Source organism: Clostridium sp. 10cd*, assembly GCF_044336395.1.
Taxonomy (GTDB): domain Bacteria; phylum Bacillota_I; class Bacilli_A; order Erysipelotrichales; family Erysipelotrichaceae; genus Clostridium_AQ; species Clostridium_AQ innocuum.
This window is the reverse complement of the sequence record NZ_CP172347.1, coordinates 1,249,080-1,264,161: the sequence shown is the minus strand read 5'-3', so window position 1 is coordinate 1,264,161 and position 15,082 is coordinate 1,249,080. Positions and strand designations below refer to the sequence as shown.

The 15,082-nt window shown below is 46.8% G+C and carries 18 protein-coding genes and 1 other annotated feature; of the genes, 1 reads left to right on the top strand and 17 read right to left on the bottom strand.

Features of this window, described 5'->3' with window-relative positions; all coding sequences use genetic code 11:
• Positions 1–87: 87 nt before the first annotated feature.
• Positions 88–996 carry a GNAT family N-acetyltransferase gene (locus ACG3M1_RS06225; protein ID WP_008819237.1) on the bottom strand — a complete coding sequence of 303 codons (909 nt, stop codon included), beginning with the start codon at positions 994–996 and terminating at the stop codon, positions 88–90.
• Between the two features lie 225 nt (positions 997–1,221).
• Here ACG3M1_RS06225 and ACG3M1_RS06220 point away from each other — a divergent pair, with 225 nt between their 5' ends.
• The gene (locus ACG3M1_RS06220) at positions 1,222–2,166 is read left to right on the top strand and encodes a magnesium transporter CorA family protein (protein ID WP_002608163.1); all 945 of its coding nucleotides are present in this window, start codon (positions 1,222–1,224) and stop codon (positions 2,164–2,166) included.
• 603 nt (positions 2,167–2,769) lie between these two features.
• Here the strand turns inward: ACG3M1_RS06220 and ACG3M1_RS06215 are convergent.
• The 16 genes from ACG3M1_RS06215 to ACG3M1_RS06140 all read right to left on the bottom strand — a co-directional run bounded on the left by ACG3M1_RS06215 (position 2,770) and on the right by ACG3M1_RS06140 (position 14,889).
• Positions 2,770–3,021 (bottom strand): GyrI-like domain-containing protein, encoded by a 252-nt coding sequence (locus tag ACG3M1_RS06215; RefSeq protein ID WP_009269552.1) that lies wholly within the window; start codon positions 3,019–3,021, stop codon positions 2,770–2,772.
• The gene (locus tag ACG3M1_RS06210) at positions 3,018–3,638 is read right to left on the bottom strand and encodes a DUF308 domain-containing protein (RefSeq protein WP_395815028.1); all 621 of its coding nucleotides are present in this window, start codon (positions 3,636–3,638) and stop codon (positions 3,018–3,020) included. The genes ACG3M1_RS06215 and ACG3M1_RS06210 overlap by 4 nt, the downstream gene beginning before the upstream one ends.
• 143 nt (positions 3,639–3,781) lie before the next feature.
• Positions 3,782–4,819 (bottom strand): YeiH family protein, encoded by a 1,038-nt coding sequence (locus tag ACG3M1_RS06205; RefSeq protein WP_009269554.1) that lies wholly within the window; start codon positions 4,817–4,819, stop codon positions 3,782–3,784.
• Positions 4,820–5,024: 205 nt separating this feature from the next.
• Positions 5,025–5,876: a helix-turn-helix domain-containing protein gene (locus ACG3M1_RS06200; RefSeq protein WP_055200732.1), complete on the bottom strand. Its 852-nt coding sequence runs from the start codon at positions 5,874–5,876 to the stop codon at positions 5,025–5,027.
• Positions 5,877–6,036: 160 nt separating this feature from the next.
• Positions 6,037–6,360, bottom strand: coding sequence for a phosphoribosyl-ATP diphosphatase (gene hisE, locus ACG3M1_RS06195; protein WP_008819241.1), 324 nt, complete (start codon positions 6,358–6,360; stop codon positions 6,037–6,039).
• A complete protein-coding gene (gene hisI / locus ACG3M1_RS06190; RefSeq protein ID WP_009269556.1) occupies positions 6,357–6,683 on the bottom strand; it encodes a phosphoribosyl-AMP cyclohydrolase in 327 nt (108 codons plus the stop codon). Before hisI ends, hisE begins: the two co-directional genes overlap by 4 nt.
• A complete protein-coding gene (hisF, locus tag ACG3M1_RS06185) occupies positions 6,680–7,441 on the bottom strand; it encodes an imidazole glycerol phosphate synthase subunit HisF (protein WP_008819243.1) in 762 nt (253 codons plus the stop codon). Before hisF ends, hisI begins: the two co-directional genes overlap by 4 nt.
• On the bottom strand, positions 7,441–8,160 hold the full coding sequence (gene hisA, locus ACG3M1_RS06180; RefSeq protein WP_008819244.1) for a 1-(5-phosphoribosyl)-5-[(5-phosphoribosylamino)methylideneamino]imidazole-4-carboxamide isomerase: 720 nt from the start codon (positions 8,158–8,160) through the stop codon (positions 7,441–7,443). The genes hisF and hisA overlap by 1 nt, the downstream gene beginning before the upstream one ends.
• The gene (hisH, locus tag ACG3M1_RS06175; protein WP_009269558.1) at positions 8,157–8,780 is read right to left on the bottom strand and encodes an imidazole glycerol phosphate synthase subunit HisH; all 624 of its coding nucleotides are present in this window, start codon (positions 8,778–8,780) and stop codon (positions 8,157–8,159) included. Before hisH ends, hisA begins: the two co-directional genes overlap by 4 nt.
• A gap of 1 nt (position 8,781) precedes the next feature.
• Complete coding sequence (gene hisB / locus ACG3M1_RS06170; protein WP_217793375.1) at positions 8,782–9,393, bottom strand: imidazoleglycerol-phosphate dehydratase HisB; 612 nt, start codon at positions 9,391–9,393, stop codon at positions 8,782–8,784.
• Complete coding sequence (hisC, locus tag ACG3M1_RS06165; protein WP_008819247.1) at positions 9,390–10,424, bottom strand: histidinol-phosphate transaminase; 1,035 nt, start codon at positions 10,422–10,424, stop codon at positions 9,390–9,392. Before hisC ends, hisB begins: the two co-directional genes overlap by 4 nt.
• Positions 10,421–11,704 (bottom strand): histidinol dehydrogenase, encoded by a 1,284-nt coding sequence (hisD, locus tag ACG3M1_RS06160; protein WP_021419794.1) that lies wholly within the window; start codon positions 11,702–11,704, stop codon positions 10,421–10,423. Before hisD ends, hisC begins: the two co-directional genes overlap by 4 nt.
• Entirely contained in the window at positions 11,698–12,330 is a 633-nt protein-coding gene (gene hisG, locus ACG3M1_RS06155) for an ATP phosphoribosyltransferase (protein ID WP_002608150.1), read from the bottom strand. Before hisG ends, hisD begins: the two co-directional genes overlap by 7 nt.
• The gene (gene hisZ, locus ACG3M1_RS06150) at positions 12,327–13,451 is read right to left on the bottom strand and encodes an ATP phosphoribosyltransferase regulatory subunit (protein ID WP_008819249.1); all 1,125 of its coding nucleotides are present in this window, start codon (positions 13,449–13,451) and stop codon (positions 12,327–12,329) included. Before hisZ ends, hisG begins: the two co-directional genes overlap by 4 nt.
• A gap of 45 nt (positions 13,452–13,496) precedes the next feature.
• Positions 13,497–13,734 (bottom strand) — a binding site (T-box leader).
• A 432-nt stretch (positions 13,735–14,166) separates the two neighbouring features.
• The gene (locus tag ACG3M1_RS06145) at positions 14,167–14,328 is read right to left on the bottom strand and encodes a hypothetical protein (RefSeq protein ID WP_002608148.1); all 162 of its coding nucleotides are present in this window, start codon (positions 14,326–14,328) and stop codon (positions 14,167–14,169) included.
• A 204-nt stretch (positions 14,329–14,532) separates the two neighbouring features.
• Complete coding sequence (locus tag ACG3M1_RS06140; protein ID WP_002608147.1) at positions 14,533–14,889, bottom strand: helix-turn-helix domain-containing protein; 357 nt, start codon at positions 14,887–14,889, stop codon at positions 14,533–14,535.
• Between the last annotated feature and the right edge of the window lie 193 nt (positions 14,890–15,082).

The following is a 15,082-nucleotide window of genomic DNA, read 5'->3' as shown; positions in this document are numbered from 1 at the left end:
ATGCATACGAAGGGATGATACGCTACTCTTTTTATATACTACCTTAATGCGTGTCTGTATAACTACCAATCAAATTACTGTAGCAGTTCAAGGCTTACACAAAGCAGGCTGCTGCTTCATCGCAATGTACTTCACCATGAGCTGACACGGATTCCATTCATCCCACAATGGCAGCACCTCCAGCGGACAGAACCCCATTCTTTCATAAAAGGCATAGGTTTTCAAATAATCGGGATCCTGTACCTTAGGAGATAATGTTTTCACCTGCAGATACTGCATTGCCGCTTTTTCTGCCTCCTGTTCTGCCATCCGCATCAGCCTCGTACCGATTCCCATACGATGCAGCTGCGGAAGAATGCCCATAACATAAACCTCCATCGCCTTTGGACTGGTCTTTTTCAGTGACAGAAAGCCAACCATGTAATTCTTGAAATAGCAGCCGACGGTTTTCATCTCCCTGCTTTTCTGTACATAATCCTCCAAAGCATCCGGAAGTCCAAACCATTCCGGAAGCTGCTTTAATACTGCACGCGAGTCGTCGGGATTACAGCCGTCAAAAATCTCATATCGAAGACAGCTTTTTATAGCCATATGAAAAAGGAGTGGCTGAATTGCCGGATATGTCAGGGCCTCTGGGAGCGCAGTCATGCACCTTACCTCCGCAATTTCACTCTGCGGCAGCTCTTTGAAGGAGGAAGCCTCTGCCTGATACAGCATGCCGAAGCTTTCCTCACCTGTTTCATTCACCCGTGTTTTGCCTTCAACCGAATACACACAGATACGCTTCATACGGGCATCTGCGATTCCCGTTTCCTCAAGCAGCTCTCTTTGGGCACAGGCATCAATGCTTTCGCCCGCTTCCCGATGTCCCCCGGGCAGCTCCCATGTATCACGTTCCCTGTGGCGTACAAACAGCCATCCACTCCTGCACCACACAGCAATCACGGCAAACCTCAGCTTTTCATCCTGTACAGAATCATAAAATCGAACCTTCATATCCCATTCATCTCCTCATTTATCCCTATTGTACCATATTTCTTCCAAATTTCTGATTTTTCCTTCCCGCACACACTCCCACAATTCTATTTTTATGTTATAATAGCTAAGTTGAGAAAGAAGGTGTTTGTATGTCTCCTGAGCCCGAAAGTCCATATCGAAGTTGTATAAATCATAATACAGGAGGCGTATCTACATCCCTCCTGTAAGAAGGAGGTCTTTTTTATGTTGGAATTTTACAAGACATATGGAACTGTCACAAAAAAACTGGAACAGCCGGAACCAGGCTGCTGGATCAGCGCTGTTGCGCCTACACAGGAAGATATTGATTTCCTGACAAATAAAATCGGCGTGCTGCCGGAGTTTATCAAATCTTCACTGGATGAAGAGGAAAGCTCCCATATCGATTATGACGATGATGAAAACCAGACCCTGGTGATCGTCGATTACCCGAGTGCAGAGGAAGATGACAATCTGGATGAAAATACCCTGCTGTATACCACGCTGCCACTGGGTGTTGTTATCATGAAGGGCTATGTGATTACGATTTCCCTGTATGAGAATCTAAGCATCGAGGATATGGCAAACGGTAGAATCAAGGGTATGAATACCGATATGAAAACCCGTTTTCTATTGTTGCTGCTGCTTCGTATTTCCCAGCGCTTTCTGATTTATCTACGCCAAATCGATCGGATTTCCTCCCGTACCGAGCAGAGGCTGCACCAGTCTATGAAAAACAAGGAGCTGATTCAGATGCTGGGTCTGGAAAAGTCTCTGGTCTATTTCAGCACCTCACTGAAAACCGATGAGGTTACCTTAAACAAAATCATGCGCGGAAAGCTGATCAAGCTGTATGAAGAGGATCAGGATATTCTAGAGGATGTACTGATTGAGATTCATCAGGCGATAGAGATGTGTAACATTTACTCCAACATCCTTTCCGGAACAATGGATGCCTTTGCTTCCGTCATTTCCAACAATCTGAACATCGTGATGAAAATTTTGACGGTAATTACCATCGTCATGGCAATCCCGAATATCATTTTCAGTTTCTATGGCATGAATGTCAGCGGATTGCCTTATCCGGAATGGTGGTTCCCGACAGTCATTGCAGCTGTGTGCTGTATCATCGCAACTCTTATCTTCAAGAAAAAGGATATGTTTCACTAACAGAACATCACGTTCTGTTTTTTTGTATTTTCGCACCATGTACGTTACAATATACAAAACGAGGAGATAACCTATGAACAATCCATGGACCGATATCGAACTACAGACATATGAAGCACATATGCAGGATACGGATGAAGGCTTTGTATCCGACTCCCCGTATCTGCATTCGTTTGCCGTATGAAACTCCATCCATGAACAGCTGCAGAAAGTGGAGCTCACGCGCAGTATGCTGTCTATTGAGTATTCTCTGTCGAAACGCACGATATACCCCCTGCCAAATGGAAAAGCCCTGCTCAGACTGGATTATTTGCGTTTATAACCGATTGAAAAATACGCTGCCTTTATGTAATTCAGGGAGAGCCTGTAAAGCGCTGTTTTTTTCGTACTCCTTACTTCTCCCATTACATTTCTTTCATCCATAAAAACGACCTGCAGGATGTACCCTGCAGGCTTCTTTTTTTTCATACGATATGCAGATAGAATCAATCCCCTATCCCTTCTCAGTCAACCTTTTCACAGGAATCCATACCTCACTTCCATTTTCAGCTAACCTCATCCTCATCCGGTGTATACCACACAATGTACATGTTCGCCGCGATATCATATTCCTGATTTTCCTGCAGCCATGCTGAGAAAAGCTTTGTATTTACGGCCTGCAGTGCTGGACAGCGGTCCAATACAGGTGAATTTTGCCCAGGTTACCTCCGGTATCGTCAGGACATGCATATCCGCAGGTACCTCCGTACCCTGATACGCTTCGGCAATCATACAGCGGAAGCAGCCCTCTTTCGTCAATCTCTGCTTTCCTTTGTCCGAATTGAAAAAAGCGATGCTTCCACCGCTTTTTATCATACCATATTATCTTTTCCGTCAATTACTTCATGTGCAGTGGCTTCCTGATTGGAAATATCCAGAATCTGTTCACTGTGACGGCCATAGCGTCTGGCAACACCGCGGTAATACAAAATTGTATAGAAATTCGCAATGGCATCCAGAATCAGCAGAAAGCTGAACAGATTATGCAGTGTCTTTTCATCGAAGGATACCAGTATCAGCACCATTCCCATAAGCAGCGGAACTACGGCAAGAGCCAGATGAATCTTCCATTGTGCATCCTCCAGGCGAAACAGTTTCATGGAATACTGCAGACGCAGTGTCGCATCCAATACCACCAGAGCGGAAATAACGATAGGATAATTATCTACAATCAGATATGGCTTGGTGGCAACGATCAGTCCTGCTATGCAGTATAATACACCAAAGGAAAAGCTGAATTCATTCGGCTTCATATATTCCTTTTTAAAGAAATATACAAGAATCTGAAACAAGCCTACCAAAATGATCACAATCCCTGCAATCTGGAAGAAATTCAGGAATTTCTCCTTTTCAATCGTATAGGATAAAATGGAAAATATCATATAAAAAATGGAAAGAATCAAAAGCTTCCAGTTTTCAATTTTCAAATTCATACAACGGCCTCCTCATATAGCTGTCCTTATCATATCATATTTTTCCATAATTATCCGCAAGAACATGAATTTCATGTCTTTTCAAATGTACAAGCCTGTCTGTAAAGGCACATGAGAAAAGCTGTTTACGCTATTGTAATTCCTCACCAGATGCCCAGCAGCCTCTGCATGAGCAGGGATATCAGCGTGATACCGACCCAGCAGCAGAACCCCATAAAGATAGGCTTACCACCGTTTTTTACCAGCTTTACAATATCGGTATGCAGACCGACTGCCCCCATCGCCATAATGATAAAGAACTTGCTCAGCTCCTTTAAGGGCAGGAAGATACCCGGGGATATATGCAATACATTCGTAGAGACAGTCGTTATGACGGAGGCCATAAGGAAGTAAAGAATAAATACCGGAAATATCTGTTTCCATGCAAGCTTTTTCCCCTCCCTTTTCTCCTCCTGTTCCTCTTTCCGCATTCTTTGAACACCCAGAAACAGCGTAATCGGTATAATGGCAAGGGTACGCGTCAGCTTGACAGTAACCGCCTTATCCAGTGTGGCAGAGCCTAAATGAAACATGCTGTCCCAGGTTGCTGCGGTTGCTGTTACGGAGGAGGTGTCGTTCACAGCGGTGCCCGCAAACACGCCGAAGCCCTCACTGCCATGAAAATGCAGCAGTGTTCCCAGCCATGGAAACAGAACGGCTGCCAGAATATTAAATAGAAATATCACAGAAATGGCCTGTGCCACCTCTTCGTCATCCGCCGCGATGACCGGGGCAGTCGCTGCAATCGCGGAGCCTCCGCAGATGGATGAGCCGACTCCCACCAAAGTGGAGATATTTGCCGGCATATGAAGTCGATGCTTCAAACCGTAAGCAATGACGAGGGATGTCGTGATGGTTGCCAGAATGAGTGGGAGCGACTGCTGTCCTGTTTTAGCAATAACGGACAGATTTAAGCCAAACCCCAGTAAAATGACTGCATACTGCAGGATTTTCTTGGAGGTGAAGGTGATGCCAGCCTGCAGGGCTTCCTCTTTTCTAATGCGAAATGCCAGCAGCATTCCAATGAGGATGGCAAATACCGGCCCTCCGATAATGGGAATCCATTGCCCCAGCAGAAGGGCAGCAGCGGCAATACCAAAGCATACCAGCAGTCCCTTCCCCTTTTCTTTTATAAAAATCATACGGTTCTCCTTTTCTCATTTTCTGAATCTGCGCCTTCCAGCATGACATGCAAGGCAGCTATGTCAGTATACGATACCTTTTCCAAAAAATGAAATTATAAATATTTATGTCAACATAACACGATGTTATCTCGCTTATTTACAGCTGAAGGTATAAAAAAACGCATTGTGAACTAGTGTCCGACAGCGTTTTCATTCCCCTCATTTACTTTAAAACCGGTATACAGTATTCTATACGGGCAATTCCCTGTTCATTTTCTTTTCCGTATTTGACGATATCCATACAGCAGTCCGAACGAAGCCGGTATGCACTTTTGGGCAGCCAGTTCTGATAAATATCCTGTGCAAACGGCTCCATAGAGGTCTTTGGATCTGCGCAAAAGGAAAACACAAGATAGGCTCCTGCCGGCAGGATTCTATGCGTCAGCTTCTGTCTGTGCACCTGCTCAACTGCTATACCTGCAAAATATTGAAAGCAGGGCTGACCGGCATCCATATCGGCATCCGTATAATCATGGATACCATACACTACCGAATCCTTTTGCGGATATGCTTTCAGATACCGGTTGCATTTGCGATGACATTTACCAATCACATGAAAGCCGTGTCTGGTATCTGCACCATAGCCCTCCAGCTGTATCTCTGTCCAGTGCTGTACTTCCATATCCATATGCATATGGTTGATATCCGGCTGCTGATGAAGCTGCAGCGGCTCCTGCAGCACATAGGCATTCTTCTTTTTCCGAAAGGCGTCCGGTGTTGTGCGATACAGCTGCAAAAACGCCTTATGAAATGCCCGCTGTGAGAGATAACCGCAGGCAGAGGCGATTTCCGCAATACGTAAATCGCTTTGTACAAGAAGCAGTGCCCCTTTGGATACCTGTCTGCGCCGTATATAGGCATGCAGCGGCATACCGCATATTGCAGTAAACAGCTTATGCACATGATAGGGGGAATAGCCCGTAAAAGCACCAATCGTATCCAGCGTCAGCTCTCCATCCAAATGCTCCTCAATGTAACACAGTACGCTTTGCATCATCTCCTGATTTGTCCTCATATAAATCACCTCGTACATAGTATACCAGAAGAACCGCCTCCATACCGTTCATCATTTTTGGCATCCGTTCTTTTGCATCCGCTATGCGGCAATCTTGATCCCCACACCATACCATAGCCTCAAACAGCTCATGGAACAGAAAAAAAGCCGACTGCTCGGCTTACAAATGTTCGATCGGCTTTCGCTCCGCCTTCAGGTTATGCGTTTTCTGAGCACGGCGTTCCAGCTCCGCATTGACATCCTCCATGGAAATTCCCTTCTCCACCATCAATACGGTAAGATGATACAGCAGATCTCCTATTTCATTGATCTGATCTTCCTTCGTCTGTGTCAAAGAGGCAATCACCACCTCGGTACACTCCTCCCCGACCTTCTTCAGAATCTTCTCCAGACCCTTTTCAAACAAATAGGTGGTATAGCTTCCTTCCTCCTTGTTTTCCTTGCGATCCTTTATGGTTTCATATAATGCATCCAGTTCCTTCATAACTCTTCTCCCTCCATATTCCGGTAAAAACAGCTGGTATGTCCGGTATGGCAGGCTGCTCCCACCTGCTCCACCAGAAGGAGAATCGTATCCTCATCACAATCAATGCGGATATCCTTCACATACTGGTAATGCCCGCTTGTTTCTCCTTTGATCCATAATTCCTGACGGCTGCGGCTGTAATAGGTTGCACGCCCGGTATCTATCGTCATTCGCAGACTTTCTTCATTCATATACGCCAGCATGAGGACAGCTCTGCTATGCACATCCTGGACAATAACCGGAACAAGTCCGTTTCCTTTATCAAAATTCACCTGTATCATAGCCGCACTGCAATTCCTTTCTCTTTTACATATGCCTTCACCTCGGGAATCGTTACTTCCTTATAGTGAAACATGCTTGCCGCCAGAGCCGCATCACTGGCATCCTCTTCAAACACCTGTGCGAAATGCTCCAGCGTCCCACAGCCGCCCGAGGCGATCACCGGAACATCCACCAGCTCATGCACCGCCTTGCACAGCTCGATATCAAAACCCTGCTTGGTTCCATCCGCATCCATACTGGTCAGCAGAATTTCCCCTGCCCCCAGACGAACACCCTCCTGTACCCATTCCAGCAGGTCCAGACCGGTATCCTCACGACCGCCGGCAACGTATACATTCCAGCCGCTGCCATCCTCGCGGCGCTTTCCATCCACGGCAAGCACAATGCACTGGTTTCCAAACATCGCTGCCCCCTCGCGGATCAGCTCCTTATTGCGGACAGCCGCAGAGTTCAGCGAAACCTTGTCAGCTCCTGCCAGCAGCATGTTACGTATATCCTCCACACTGCGGATGCCGCCACCGACGGTAAACGGGATGAAGATTTCTCTTGCTACGCGCTCGACAACCTGAACCATGGTATCCCGCTGTTCATGCGTTGCTGTGATATCCAGAAATACCAGCTCGTCCGCCCCCTGCTCATAATAGGCTCTTGCCAGATCGACCGGATCACCGACCTCCTTCAATCCGACAAAATTGATTCCCTTGACAACCCTGCCATCCTTTACATCCAGGCACGGGATGATACGCTTGGTATGCATCAGGCTTCTCCGCACAGTGCGATGGCCTGGGACAGGGACAATGTTTCGGCATACATCGCCTTTCCTGTGATTGCACCGTAAATATCCAGCTGTTTCAATGCCTCGATATGCGTGATGTCACGAATACCCCCGGAAGCTATAATATCGATCGAAACCGTTTTCTTTAACTCCGCCAGCATCTTTGTATTCGGTCCTGTCATGGTACCATCCCTGGAGATATCGGTCACAATGATCGTCTTTACCCCCATGGCCTCCATCTGAATTGCAAAGTCGATATACTGCAGCTCACTTTCCTGCAGCCAGCCATGACCGCAAACCATGCCGTTCTTGCAATCAATGCCGACGGCGATTTTCTCTTTATATTGTGCGAGTGCTTCCCGCAAAAACTCCGGATTCTCTATGGCTGCCGTTCCCAGAATAACACGCGCAATGCCATGCTCCAGATAAAATCGAACGTCCTCCATACTGCGGATGCCGCCGCCAACCTCAACCGGAATCTGCAGACTCTGTGCAGTTTTCACGATGATGTCCTGATTGATTTTCTTTCCTTCCTTCGCCCCGTTGAGATCAACCATATGCACATACCGGGCCCCCTGCTGTTCAAATGCTTTTGCGATATCCCCAATACTGTCACCAACACATTCCTTTTGTTCATAATCTCCCTGATACAGCCGCACGGGCTGCTGATCCAGTATATCAATTGCAGGTAAAATGATCATACAAACTCCTCCTTAAACCACCGCAGAATCTGCAGTCCGTCTTCTCCGCTTTTTTCAGGATGAAACTGGGCACCAACCACATTGTCCCTGCGTACAAGCCCGGGAATCCGCATCCCGCCATAGCCGCTGTCTGCCAGCAAATCCTCCTTTGCATAATTCTGTGCATAATAGGAATGTACATAATAGACGAACGGACGCTCACTCAGCCGCTCAAATACACTGGATTCCTGACACTGTTCCAGCAGATTCCAGCCGATATGCGGAATGCGCAACCTGCTTTCTGCAGCATCACTCATTTTCACGATGTTGCCCTTCAAAAAGCCGAGTCCCTTGGTATAGCCGTTTTCCTCGCTGTCTTCAAACAGCGCCTGCATGCCCAGACAGATACCGAGCAGCGGTTTTTTCTTTCCTTGAACCTCTTCCTTTAAAGCCGTTATCAAATCACGCTCCTGCAAATGCTTCATGCAGTCCGCAAACGCTCCCACACCCGGCAGAATCAGCTGATCCGCACGCTGTAGGTCTTCCTTTTTATCCGTTACACAGCAGGTACAGCCGATATGCTGTAAGGCATTTTCCACACTGTGCAGATTTCCCATTCCATAATCAAGTATCGCAATCATATTACAGCTTCCCCTTTGTACTCGGCAGCGTATCGCCGCTCACACGAATCGCCGTTTTTAAGGCACGGCCCAGCGCTTTGAAAATCGCCTCCACCTTGTGATGATCATTGGTACCATACACTACAGTTACATGCAGGGTGATGCCTGCCTGAAAGGCAAAGGCACGAAGAAACTCCTCCACCATTTCACAGGAAAACGAACCGATCATATCCCGCTTCAGCTCACAGTTATACACCAGAAAGCTGCGCCCGCTGATATCCAGTACCACCTGTGCCAGTGTTTCATCCATCGGCAGCAGCATACTGCCATAGCGTTCAATTCCTCTTTTATCCTGCAGGGCTTCCTTCAGACAGGCTCCCATCGCAATACCGCAATCCTCAACCGTGTGGTGATCACACACCTGTAAATCGCCGTTTGCATGCAGCGTAAGATCAATCCCGGAATGGAAGGAAAACAGCGTCAGCATGTGATCAAAGAAGCCGATGCCTGTGTGAATCTCACTGACTCCCGTACCATCCAGATGCATCGTGCAGCTGATGCTTGTTTCTTTGGTATCCCGGCTTAGGCCTGCCGTTCTTGGCGCAAAGCCTGTATCCTTCGTTTCTGGTTTCATACCGTAACCGCCTTTCTGTCAAATTCCTGTAATACGGATAATACAATGGCATTTTCCGCAGGGGAACCAACCGTGATCCGGAAGCTGTCCTTTCCTTCATAGTTGCGAATGACAATGCCTTCCTTTTCCATTGCCTTCAACAGCTCCTGCTTATATTTGCTTCTTCCATACAGATAATTCGCCTGACTCGGATAGAAGGTAACGTTTTTTAACTGCTTCAGCTTGTGATACAGCATATCCCGCTCCAGCTGTATTTCCTCCACCAGCAGCTCATATTCCGCCGCATGCCGCAATACGATCACACCGGCCCTTTGTGTTAAAGAGCTGATATTATAAGGAACCAGCACCGGTTTCAATTTCGCAATATTGGATGGACAGCTGATCAGAAAGCCCAGTCGCGCACCGGCAAAGCCATACGCCTTGGATAGGGTTCTGGTCACATACAGGTTATGGTAGGTGTCCAGATACGTCAGCATGCTTTCCTTTGCGAACTCCCCATATGCCTCATCTATGATCACCGGAATACGGGGGAACGCCTCCGCAATTTTACACAGCTGGGCATTGCTTACAAAATGCCCGGTTGGATTGTTCGGATTGGAGAACAGCACCATATCCACATGATGCTCCCGCCCAAATTCTATAAAATCCGCAATGCTGAAGGAACCATCCTGCTCACATGGAAATTTCACAACCTCACTCTCATGCATGGATGCATAATAATCATACATGGAGAAGTCCGGAGACAGGGTCAGTAATTTCTTACCTTTTCCCAGGAAATAGCCAATCATGAGCCCCAGCATTTCATCGCTGCCATTCCCTGCGATCAGATAACCAGCATCTAATTTTTTTACATTCGCATATGCCTGTATGAGCTCCCTGCTGGATTCATCCGGATAGCGGTTAAACTCCAGCTCTGCGATTGCCTCCTGCAGCTCCTTTACCATTTCCCCACTGATATTTTTATAGCATTCGTTTGCATTCAGCATGACGCTACCGTTTGTCCGCGCCGCATAGCTTTCGATATTTTTCATGATTTCAGCCTCACTTTCACAGCATTGGCATGAGCCTGCAGCTCTTCCTGCTCCGCCATTTCTATGATATGGTCTCCATAGGTCTGTAAAGCTTCCTCGCTATAGTGCAGATAGCTGCTTTTTTTGATAAAGCTGTCCACTCCAAGTGCACTGGAGAAACGCGCTGTCCCGCTTGTCGGCAATACGTGATTGCAGCCGCCGAAATAATCTCCGACACTTTCACAGGTGTGATAGCCAAGGAACACACTGCCCGCATGGCGTACCTTTCCCAGATAGTCCATCGGCTGCTTCACCATCAGCTCCAGATGCTCCGGCGCAACCGCATTGGATACATCCAGACACTCCTCCATGCTCTCACATAAAATGGCTGTTCCATAGGCCTGCAGCGACTGTTCCACGATTTCCTGTTTCGGCAGAAGAGCACTCTGCTTGCGCAGCTCCAGCTCCACAGCATCCACAAGCTGTTCACTGGTTGTCACCAGAATGGCACTCGCCATCGGATCATGCTCTGCCTGTGACAGCAGATCCGCCGCAACGCTTTTCGCAGGAGCATCCGCATCCGCAATCACCAGAATTTCACTCGGTCCGGCTATCATGTCGATATCCACCTTCCCGAAGACCAGCTTCTTCGCTGCCGCAACGTATACATTTCCCGGACCGACAATTTTATCCACAGGTGCAATGCTTTGAGTACCATAGGCTAACGCCGCAATTCCCTGAGCACCGCCGACCTTATAAATTTCATCCACACCAGCAATCTGTGCTGCCGCCGCAATATTGGGATGCAGACTGCCATCCTTCGCCGGTGGTGTAATCATAACAATGCGCTTTACACCGGCGATCCGGGCAGGAATTGCATTCATCAGCACACTGCTAGGATACTGTGCTCTACCCCCCGGCACATAAATACCTACGCTGTCCAGTGGAAGTACACGCTGTCCCAGATAGATGCCGAGCTCCTTCTGCAAAAGATAGCCGTTTTGCTTCTGTGCATTGTGATAATACTCGATATTTGCTTTCGCCTTCTTCATACTCTCCACAAAGAAGGGATCCGCCTTGGCAGCAGCCGCTTCTATATCGGAAGGCTCCACGCGCATACTGTCCAATAAAATTCCGTCAAACTGCTGTGTATATTCCCTGACAGCATCATCCCTGCGGGTTTTCACATCCTGCAGGATGGCACTGACCCTGACAATGATTTCACTGTCGATTTCTTCTGTTCTGCTTTCCAGATACGTCTGCAGGTTCCCTGTATCCGATGCTCGCATTCGTTTCAGCATGCTTCCAGTCCTTTCTTCATATCCTCCAAGATTGCTAGGATCTCCGCTCTTTTCAGCTTAAAGCTCGCTTTATTTACAATCACCCTTGCGCTGATATCGCAGACGGTGTCAAAGACAACCAGACCGTTTTCCTTCAGCGTCGTCCCCGTTTCCATGATATCCACGATTCCATCACACAAGCCCAGAATCGGTGCCAGCTCCACAGAGCCGTCTATTTTAATACACTCCACATCCATGCCCTTTTCCAGGAAATACTGCTTTGCGATATTGGGATACTTCGTTCCTATTTTCACATGTCCCACCTTGTCAAACAGATTGTGTTCCCGCAGACCGGCAACGATGAATTTACATTTTCCGATGCCTAAATCCAGCATTTCATAATAATCCTTGCCCCCCTCCAAAAGCGTATCCTTTCCCACAACACCAATATCCGCAACGCCGTGCTGTACATAGGTGATGCAGTCATTGGATTTCACAAGGAAATAGCGAATATCCTTTTTGGAATCCTGAAACACCAGCGCCCTTCCCTTATCCTTTAATGATTCAATGCCATACCCGCGCTCCTCCAGCAGCTTCACAGTGGCCTTTTCCAGACGCCCCTTCGTCAATGCTATGGATATACTCATGCGTCCTTCTCCCCTTTCACGATAATATCATCATATACCCCGCACAGCAGCTCCACCCGTGCGGTTTTTCTTAATTCCCTCGCCTTGCGCAGTGCCTCCACCTTTCGTGCATACGGATAGCACAGCGTGAGGGTTGCCTCCTTCTGCTTTAAATCCAGAACCGGCAGCACGGCATCCAGCTTTACAGAGAAGCCGATTGCCGGCAATGGCTCTCCGAATTTCTCCAGCAGAGAATCATAGCGTCCGCCACTCAGCACACTGGTACCGATTCCCGGCACAAAGCCTTCAAAAAGAATGCCACTGTAATAGTTCAGATGCGGCAGCTTTCCCAAATCAAAGGTAATGCGGTTTTCATAGCCGAGCGCCTTTAGTTGTGCATACAATTCCTGAAGACTTTCCACAATACTACGCAGTCTGTCATCAAAACAGCAGTTCAATGCCTCCTTGAGCATCCCTGCATCTCCACACAGCCACGGAAGCTGCAGGAAGAATTCTCTGTCCTCATCCTTCAGTGGCAACGTATGCAGATATTCCTTCAATTCGCTCAGACTCTTGCGATCGATCAAATCCGCCAGAAGCTCTGTTTCATCCGCAGAAAGTCCCAGCAGCTTTCCTGCTGTGTGAAAGAAATTCACATTGCCGATTTCCAGCGTATACGCCTGCTGCTGCATACACTCCATAACCTCCAGTGCACACACCAGAATTTCCAGATCGCTCTGCTTTTCGTTCAGCCCCAGCAGCTCGATTCCGCAATCAGTCACCTCATTGCGCTTTCCGGCAAAGGACTCCTTGACCTTGTATACATTGGCACAGTAACGAAAGCGAAGCGGCGGCTTTTGATCCTTGAACTTGGTTGCCGCAACACGGGCGATCGGTACCGTCATATCCATGCGCAGTGTCAGGATGCTTCCGTTATGGTCAAAAAACTTGTACATCGCTTCCTCCTGAACCTGTTCAAAGCCGGTCTGATAGGTCTGATAAAATTCAATGCTCGGTGTTACGATTTCCTTATAGCCGTAACTGTCAAACACCTGTTCGATTGCACCCTGCAATCGTTTCTTCGCAGTACATTCTCCCAGAATCAGATCCCGGGTTCCTTCCGGTATAGCAAATCTTTTCATAGCTTCATATCCTCCCTTATACGCTTATACAAAAAAAGCTTCCATCCAAAGGACGAAAGTTACCTTACGTGATTCCACCTTATTTTATTGATACCTCACGATATCAATCTCTTCGAGTACCAGCATACTCTAGCACGGTAACGGATGCAGGATTCCGGCAGAAGCTACTGAGTTCACCTCTGCTGCTCGGGGATGTGTTCCGCATACTTCGCATATCTTCTTCCACCAGCCGAAGACTCTCTGTCATGTCCATATCCATACTATTTCCCGTCAGCGCATTTCATATATTACTATAGTACAATCCAGGGATGAAAAAGTCAATCATTTTCTGAAATATTTTCATGAAATAATTATGTAAGAAACAGCTGTATCAACATCGACAAATCACATAGGACCCTACGTGGAACGCTTCAGCATCAGAAATGGAATGATCCCCACACCACGGTCAGTTCTGGCGGACAGCTTTTTCATCCAGTACCAGTCAGTGCCTAGAAACAGAAAAGGACCCTGCGGTCCTCATCCGGTTTCAAAACAGTATGCATGCTCAGCTGCTGCAACACCAGGATGGATCCTGCAGGATTTGTTTTACAGCTGATGCACCGTGCGGTATCCTGCGCCGTAAGGATAGCAGTGCACGGTATAACAAACGCACATCCTTCTCATTCTCTTATGAAAAGGATTGCGCTCTCAGAACCATGACTTCAACACCTGTGATTTACTCTGCGACCGCAGTCGTATCCTCCTGCTGGTTCAACAGCATATCCAGTGTCTGCACAAGATCAAAAAATTTCTGCTTGCGCTCTTCACTGAGCTGTCGATAAAAGTTCAGCAGCTCATACTCATCATGATTCAGTACACAGGTATGTTTTTCTTCCATATTCCTCCTCTCTCTCCCTTTTACTTCTATAGTATATAAAATGAAAAAGTTTTCTTCCATACGAATTCTGCGCAAAATATAAAAAAACACCGATAAATACGGCATTTTATCATAAAAATAAAAATTTTCCATCTTTCTGTATTTGTCATTTACCAAAAGAATCGTCTTATTTTCCATGTTATGTAACAGTTGCAATTTTACTTCCTATTCCAGATGAAAGCTGAGTATACTTTTCATCAGCTTTGTAAAGGTCATCCGCCGTTCCTCCGGCACCTGATCAAAAATCTTCATGAATTCCAGCTCCATCGGATCATGCAGCATACGTCCGGGAAAATTGAAATCCGGTATTTGCAGAATCTGATTCATATTGATTTCCAGTATGCGGCAAATCAAAGACAGAATATCAAGCGGGGGCTGTGCATTCCCATTGATATATGAAGAAATCGAGCGCTGCGTGGAACCAACCAGTGCAGCAAGCTCCTTTTGCGTCATTCCCTTTCGTTGAAGCCCTTTTCGTATAGCATCTCCCACTCTTAAATTGATTTCCGTTACTTTTTTCATTCCGTCCACTCCAGTTTTTGTAATTATTATAATGGAAAAATTTTCCTATTTTAGCAGAATAGAATAATTAAAAGTGTTTTGTGCGGAAATAGCGTTTAAATTACATATTTTGTATAAAATGTTATAACTTTATATCCAATTATAGATTTTACATATAATCATGGTATACTGAAATCAGAAGAAAGTGAGGATT

What these genes read in the sequence shown, in the direction of transcription:
- ACG3M1_RS06200 (WP_055200732.1), bottom strand. Translation starts at nt 5,876, where the DNA reads ATGAGGACAAATCAGGAGATGATGCAAAGCGTACTGTGTTACATTGAG.
- hisH (WP_009269558.1), bottom strand. Translation starts at nt 8,780, where the DNA reads ATGATTGCGATACTTGATTATGGAATGGGAAATCTGCACAGTGTGGAA.
- ACG3M1_RS06215 (WP_009269552.1), bottom strand. Translation starts at nt 3,021, where the DNA reads ATGATAAAAAGCGGTGGAAGCATCGCTTTTTTCAATTCGGACAAAGGA.
- ACG3M1_RS06205 (WP_009269554.1), bottom strand. Translation starts at nt 4,819, where the DNA reads ATGATTTTTATAAAAGAAAAGGGGAAGGGACTGCTGGTATGCTTTGGT.
- hisD (WP_021419794.1), bottom strand. Translation starts at nt 11,704, where the DNA reads ATGCTGAAACGAATGCGAGCATCGGATACAGGGAACCTGCAGACGTAT.
- hisB (WP_217793375.1), bottom strand. Translation starts at nt 9,393, where the DNA reads ATGAAACCAGAAACGAAGGATACAGGCTTTGCGCCAAGAACGGCAGGC.
- ACG3M1_RS06225 (WP_008819237.1), bottom strand. Translation starts at nt 996, where the DNA reads ATGAAGGTTCGATTTTATGATTCTGTACAGGATGAAAAGCTGAGGTTT.
- hisZ (WP_008819249.1), bottom strand. Translation starts at nt 13,451, where the DNA reads ATGAAAAGATTTGCTATACCGGAAGGAACCCGGGATCTGATTCTGGGA.
- hisI (WP_009269556.1), bottom strand. Translation starts at nt 6,683, where the DNA reads ATGATACAGGTGAATTTTGATAAAGGAAACGGACTTGTTCCGGTTATT.
- ACG3M1_RS06140 (WP_002608147.1), bottom strand. Translation starts at nt 14,889, where the DNA reads ATGAAAAAAGTAACGGAAATCAATTTAAGAGTGGGAGATGCTATACGA.
- hisG (WP_002608150.1), bottom strand. Translation starts at nt 12,330, where the DNA reads ATGAGTATATCCATAGCATTGACGAAGGGGCGTCTGGAAAAGGCCACT.
- ACG3M1_RS06145 (WP_002608148.1), bottom strand. Translation starts at nt 14,328, where the DNA reads ATGGAAGAAAAACATACCTGTGTACTGAATCATGATGAGTATGAGCTG.
- ACG3M1_RS06210 (WP_395815028.1), bottom strand. Translation starts at nt 3,638, where the DNA reads ATGAATTTGAAAATTGAAAACTGGAAGCTTTTGATTCTTTCCATTTTT.
- hisC (WP_008819247.1), bottom strand. Translation starts at nt 10,424, where the DNA reads ATGAAAAATATCGAAAGCTATGCGGCGCGGACAAACGGTAGCGTCATG.
- hisA (WP_008819244.1), bottom strand. Translation starts at nt 8,160, where the DNA reads ATGATCATTTTACCTGCAATTGATATACTGGATCAGCAGCCCGTGCGG.
- hisE (WP_008819241.1), bottom strand. Translation starts at nt 6,360, where the DNA reads ATGAAGGAACTGGATGCATTATATGAAACCATAAAGGATCGCAAGGAA.
- hisF (WP_008819243.1), bottom strand. Translation starts at nt 7,441, where the DNA reads ATGCATACCAAGCGTATCATCCCGTGCCTGGATGTAAAGGATGGCAGG.
- ACG3M1_RS06220 (WP_002608163.1), top strand. Translation starts at nt 1,222, where the DNA reads ATGTTGGAATTTTACAAGACATATGGAACTGTCACAAAAAAACTGGAA.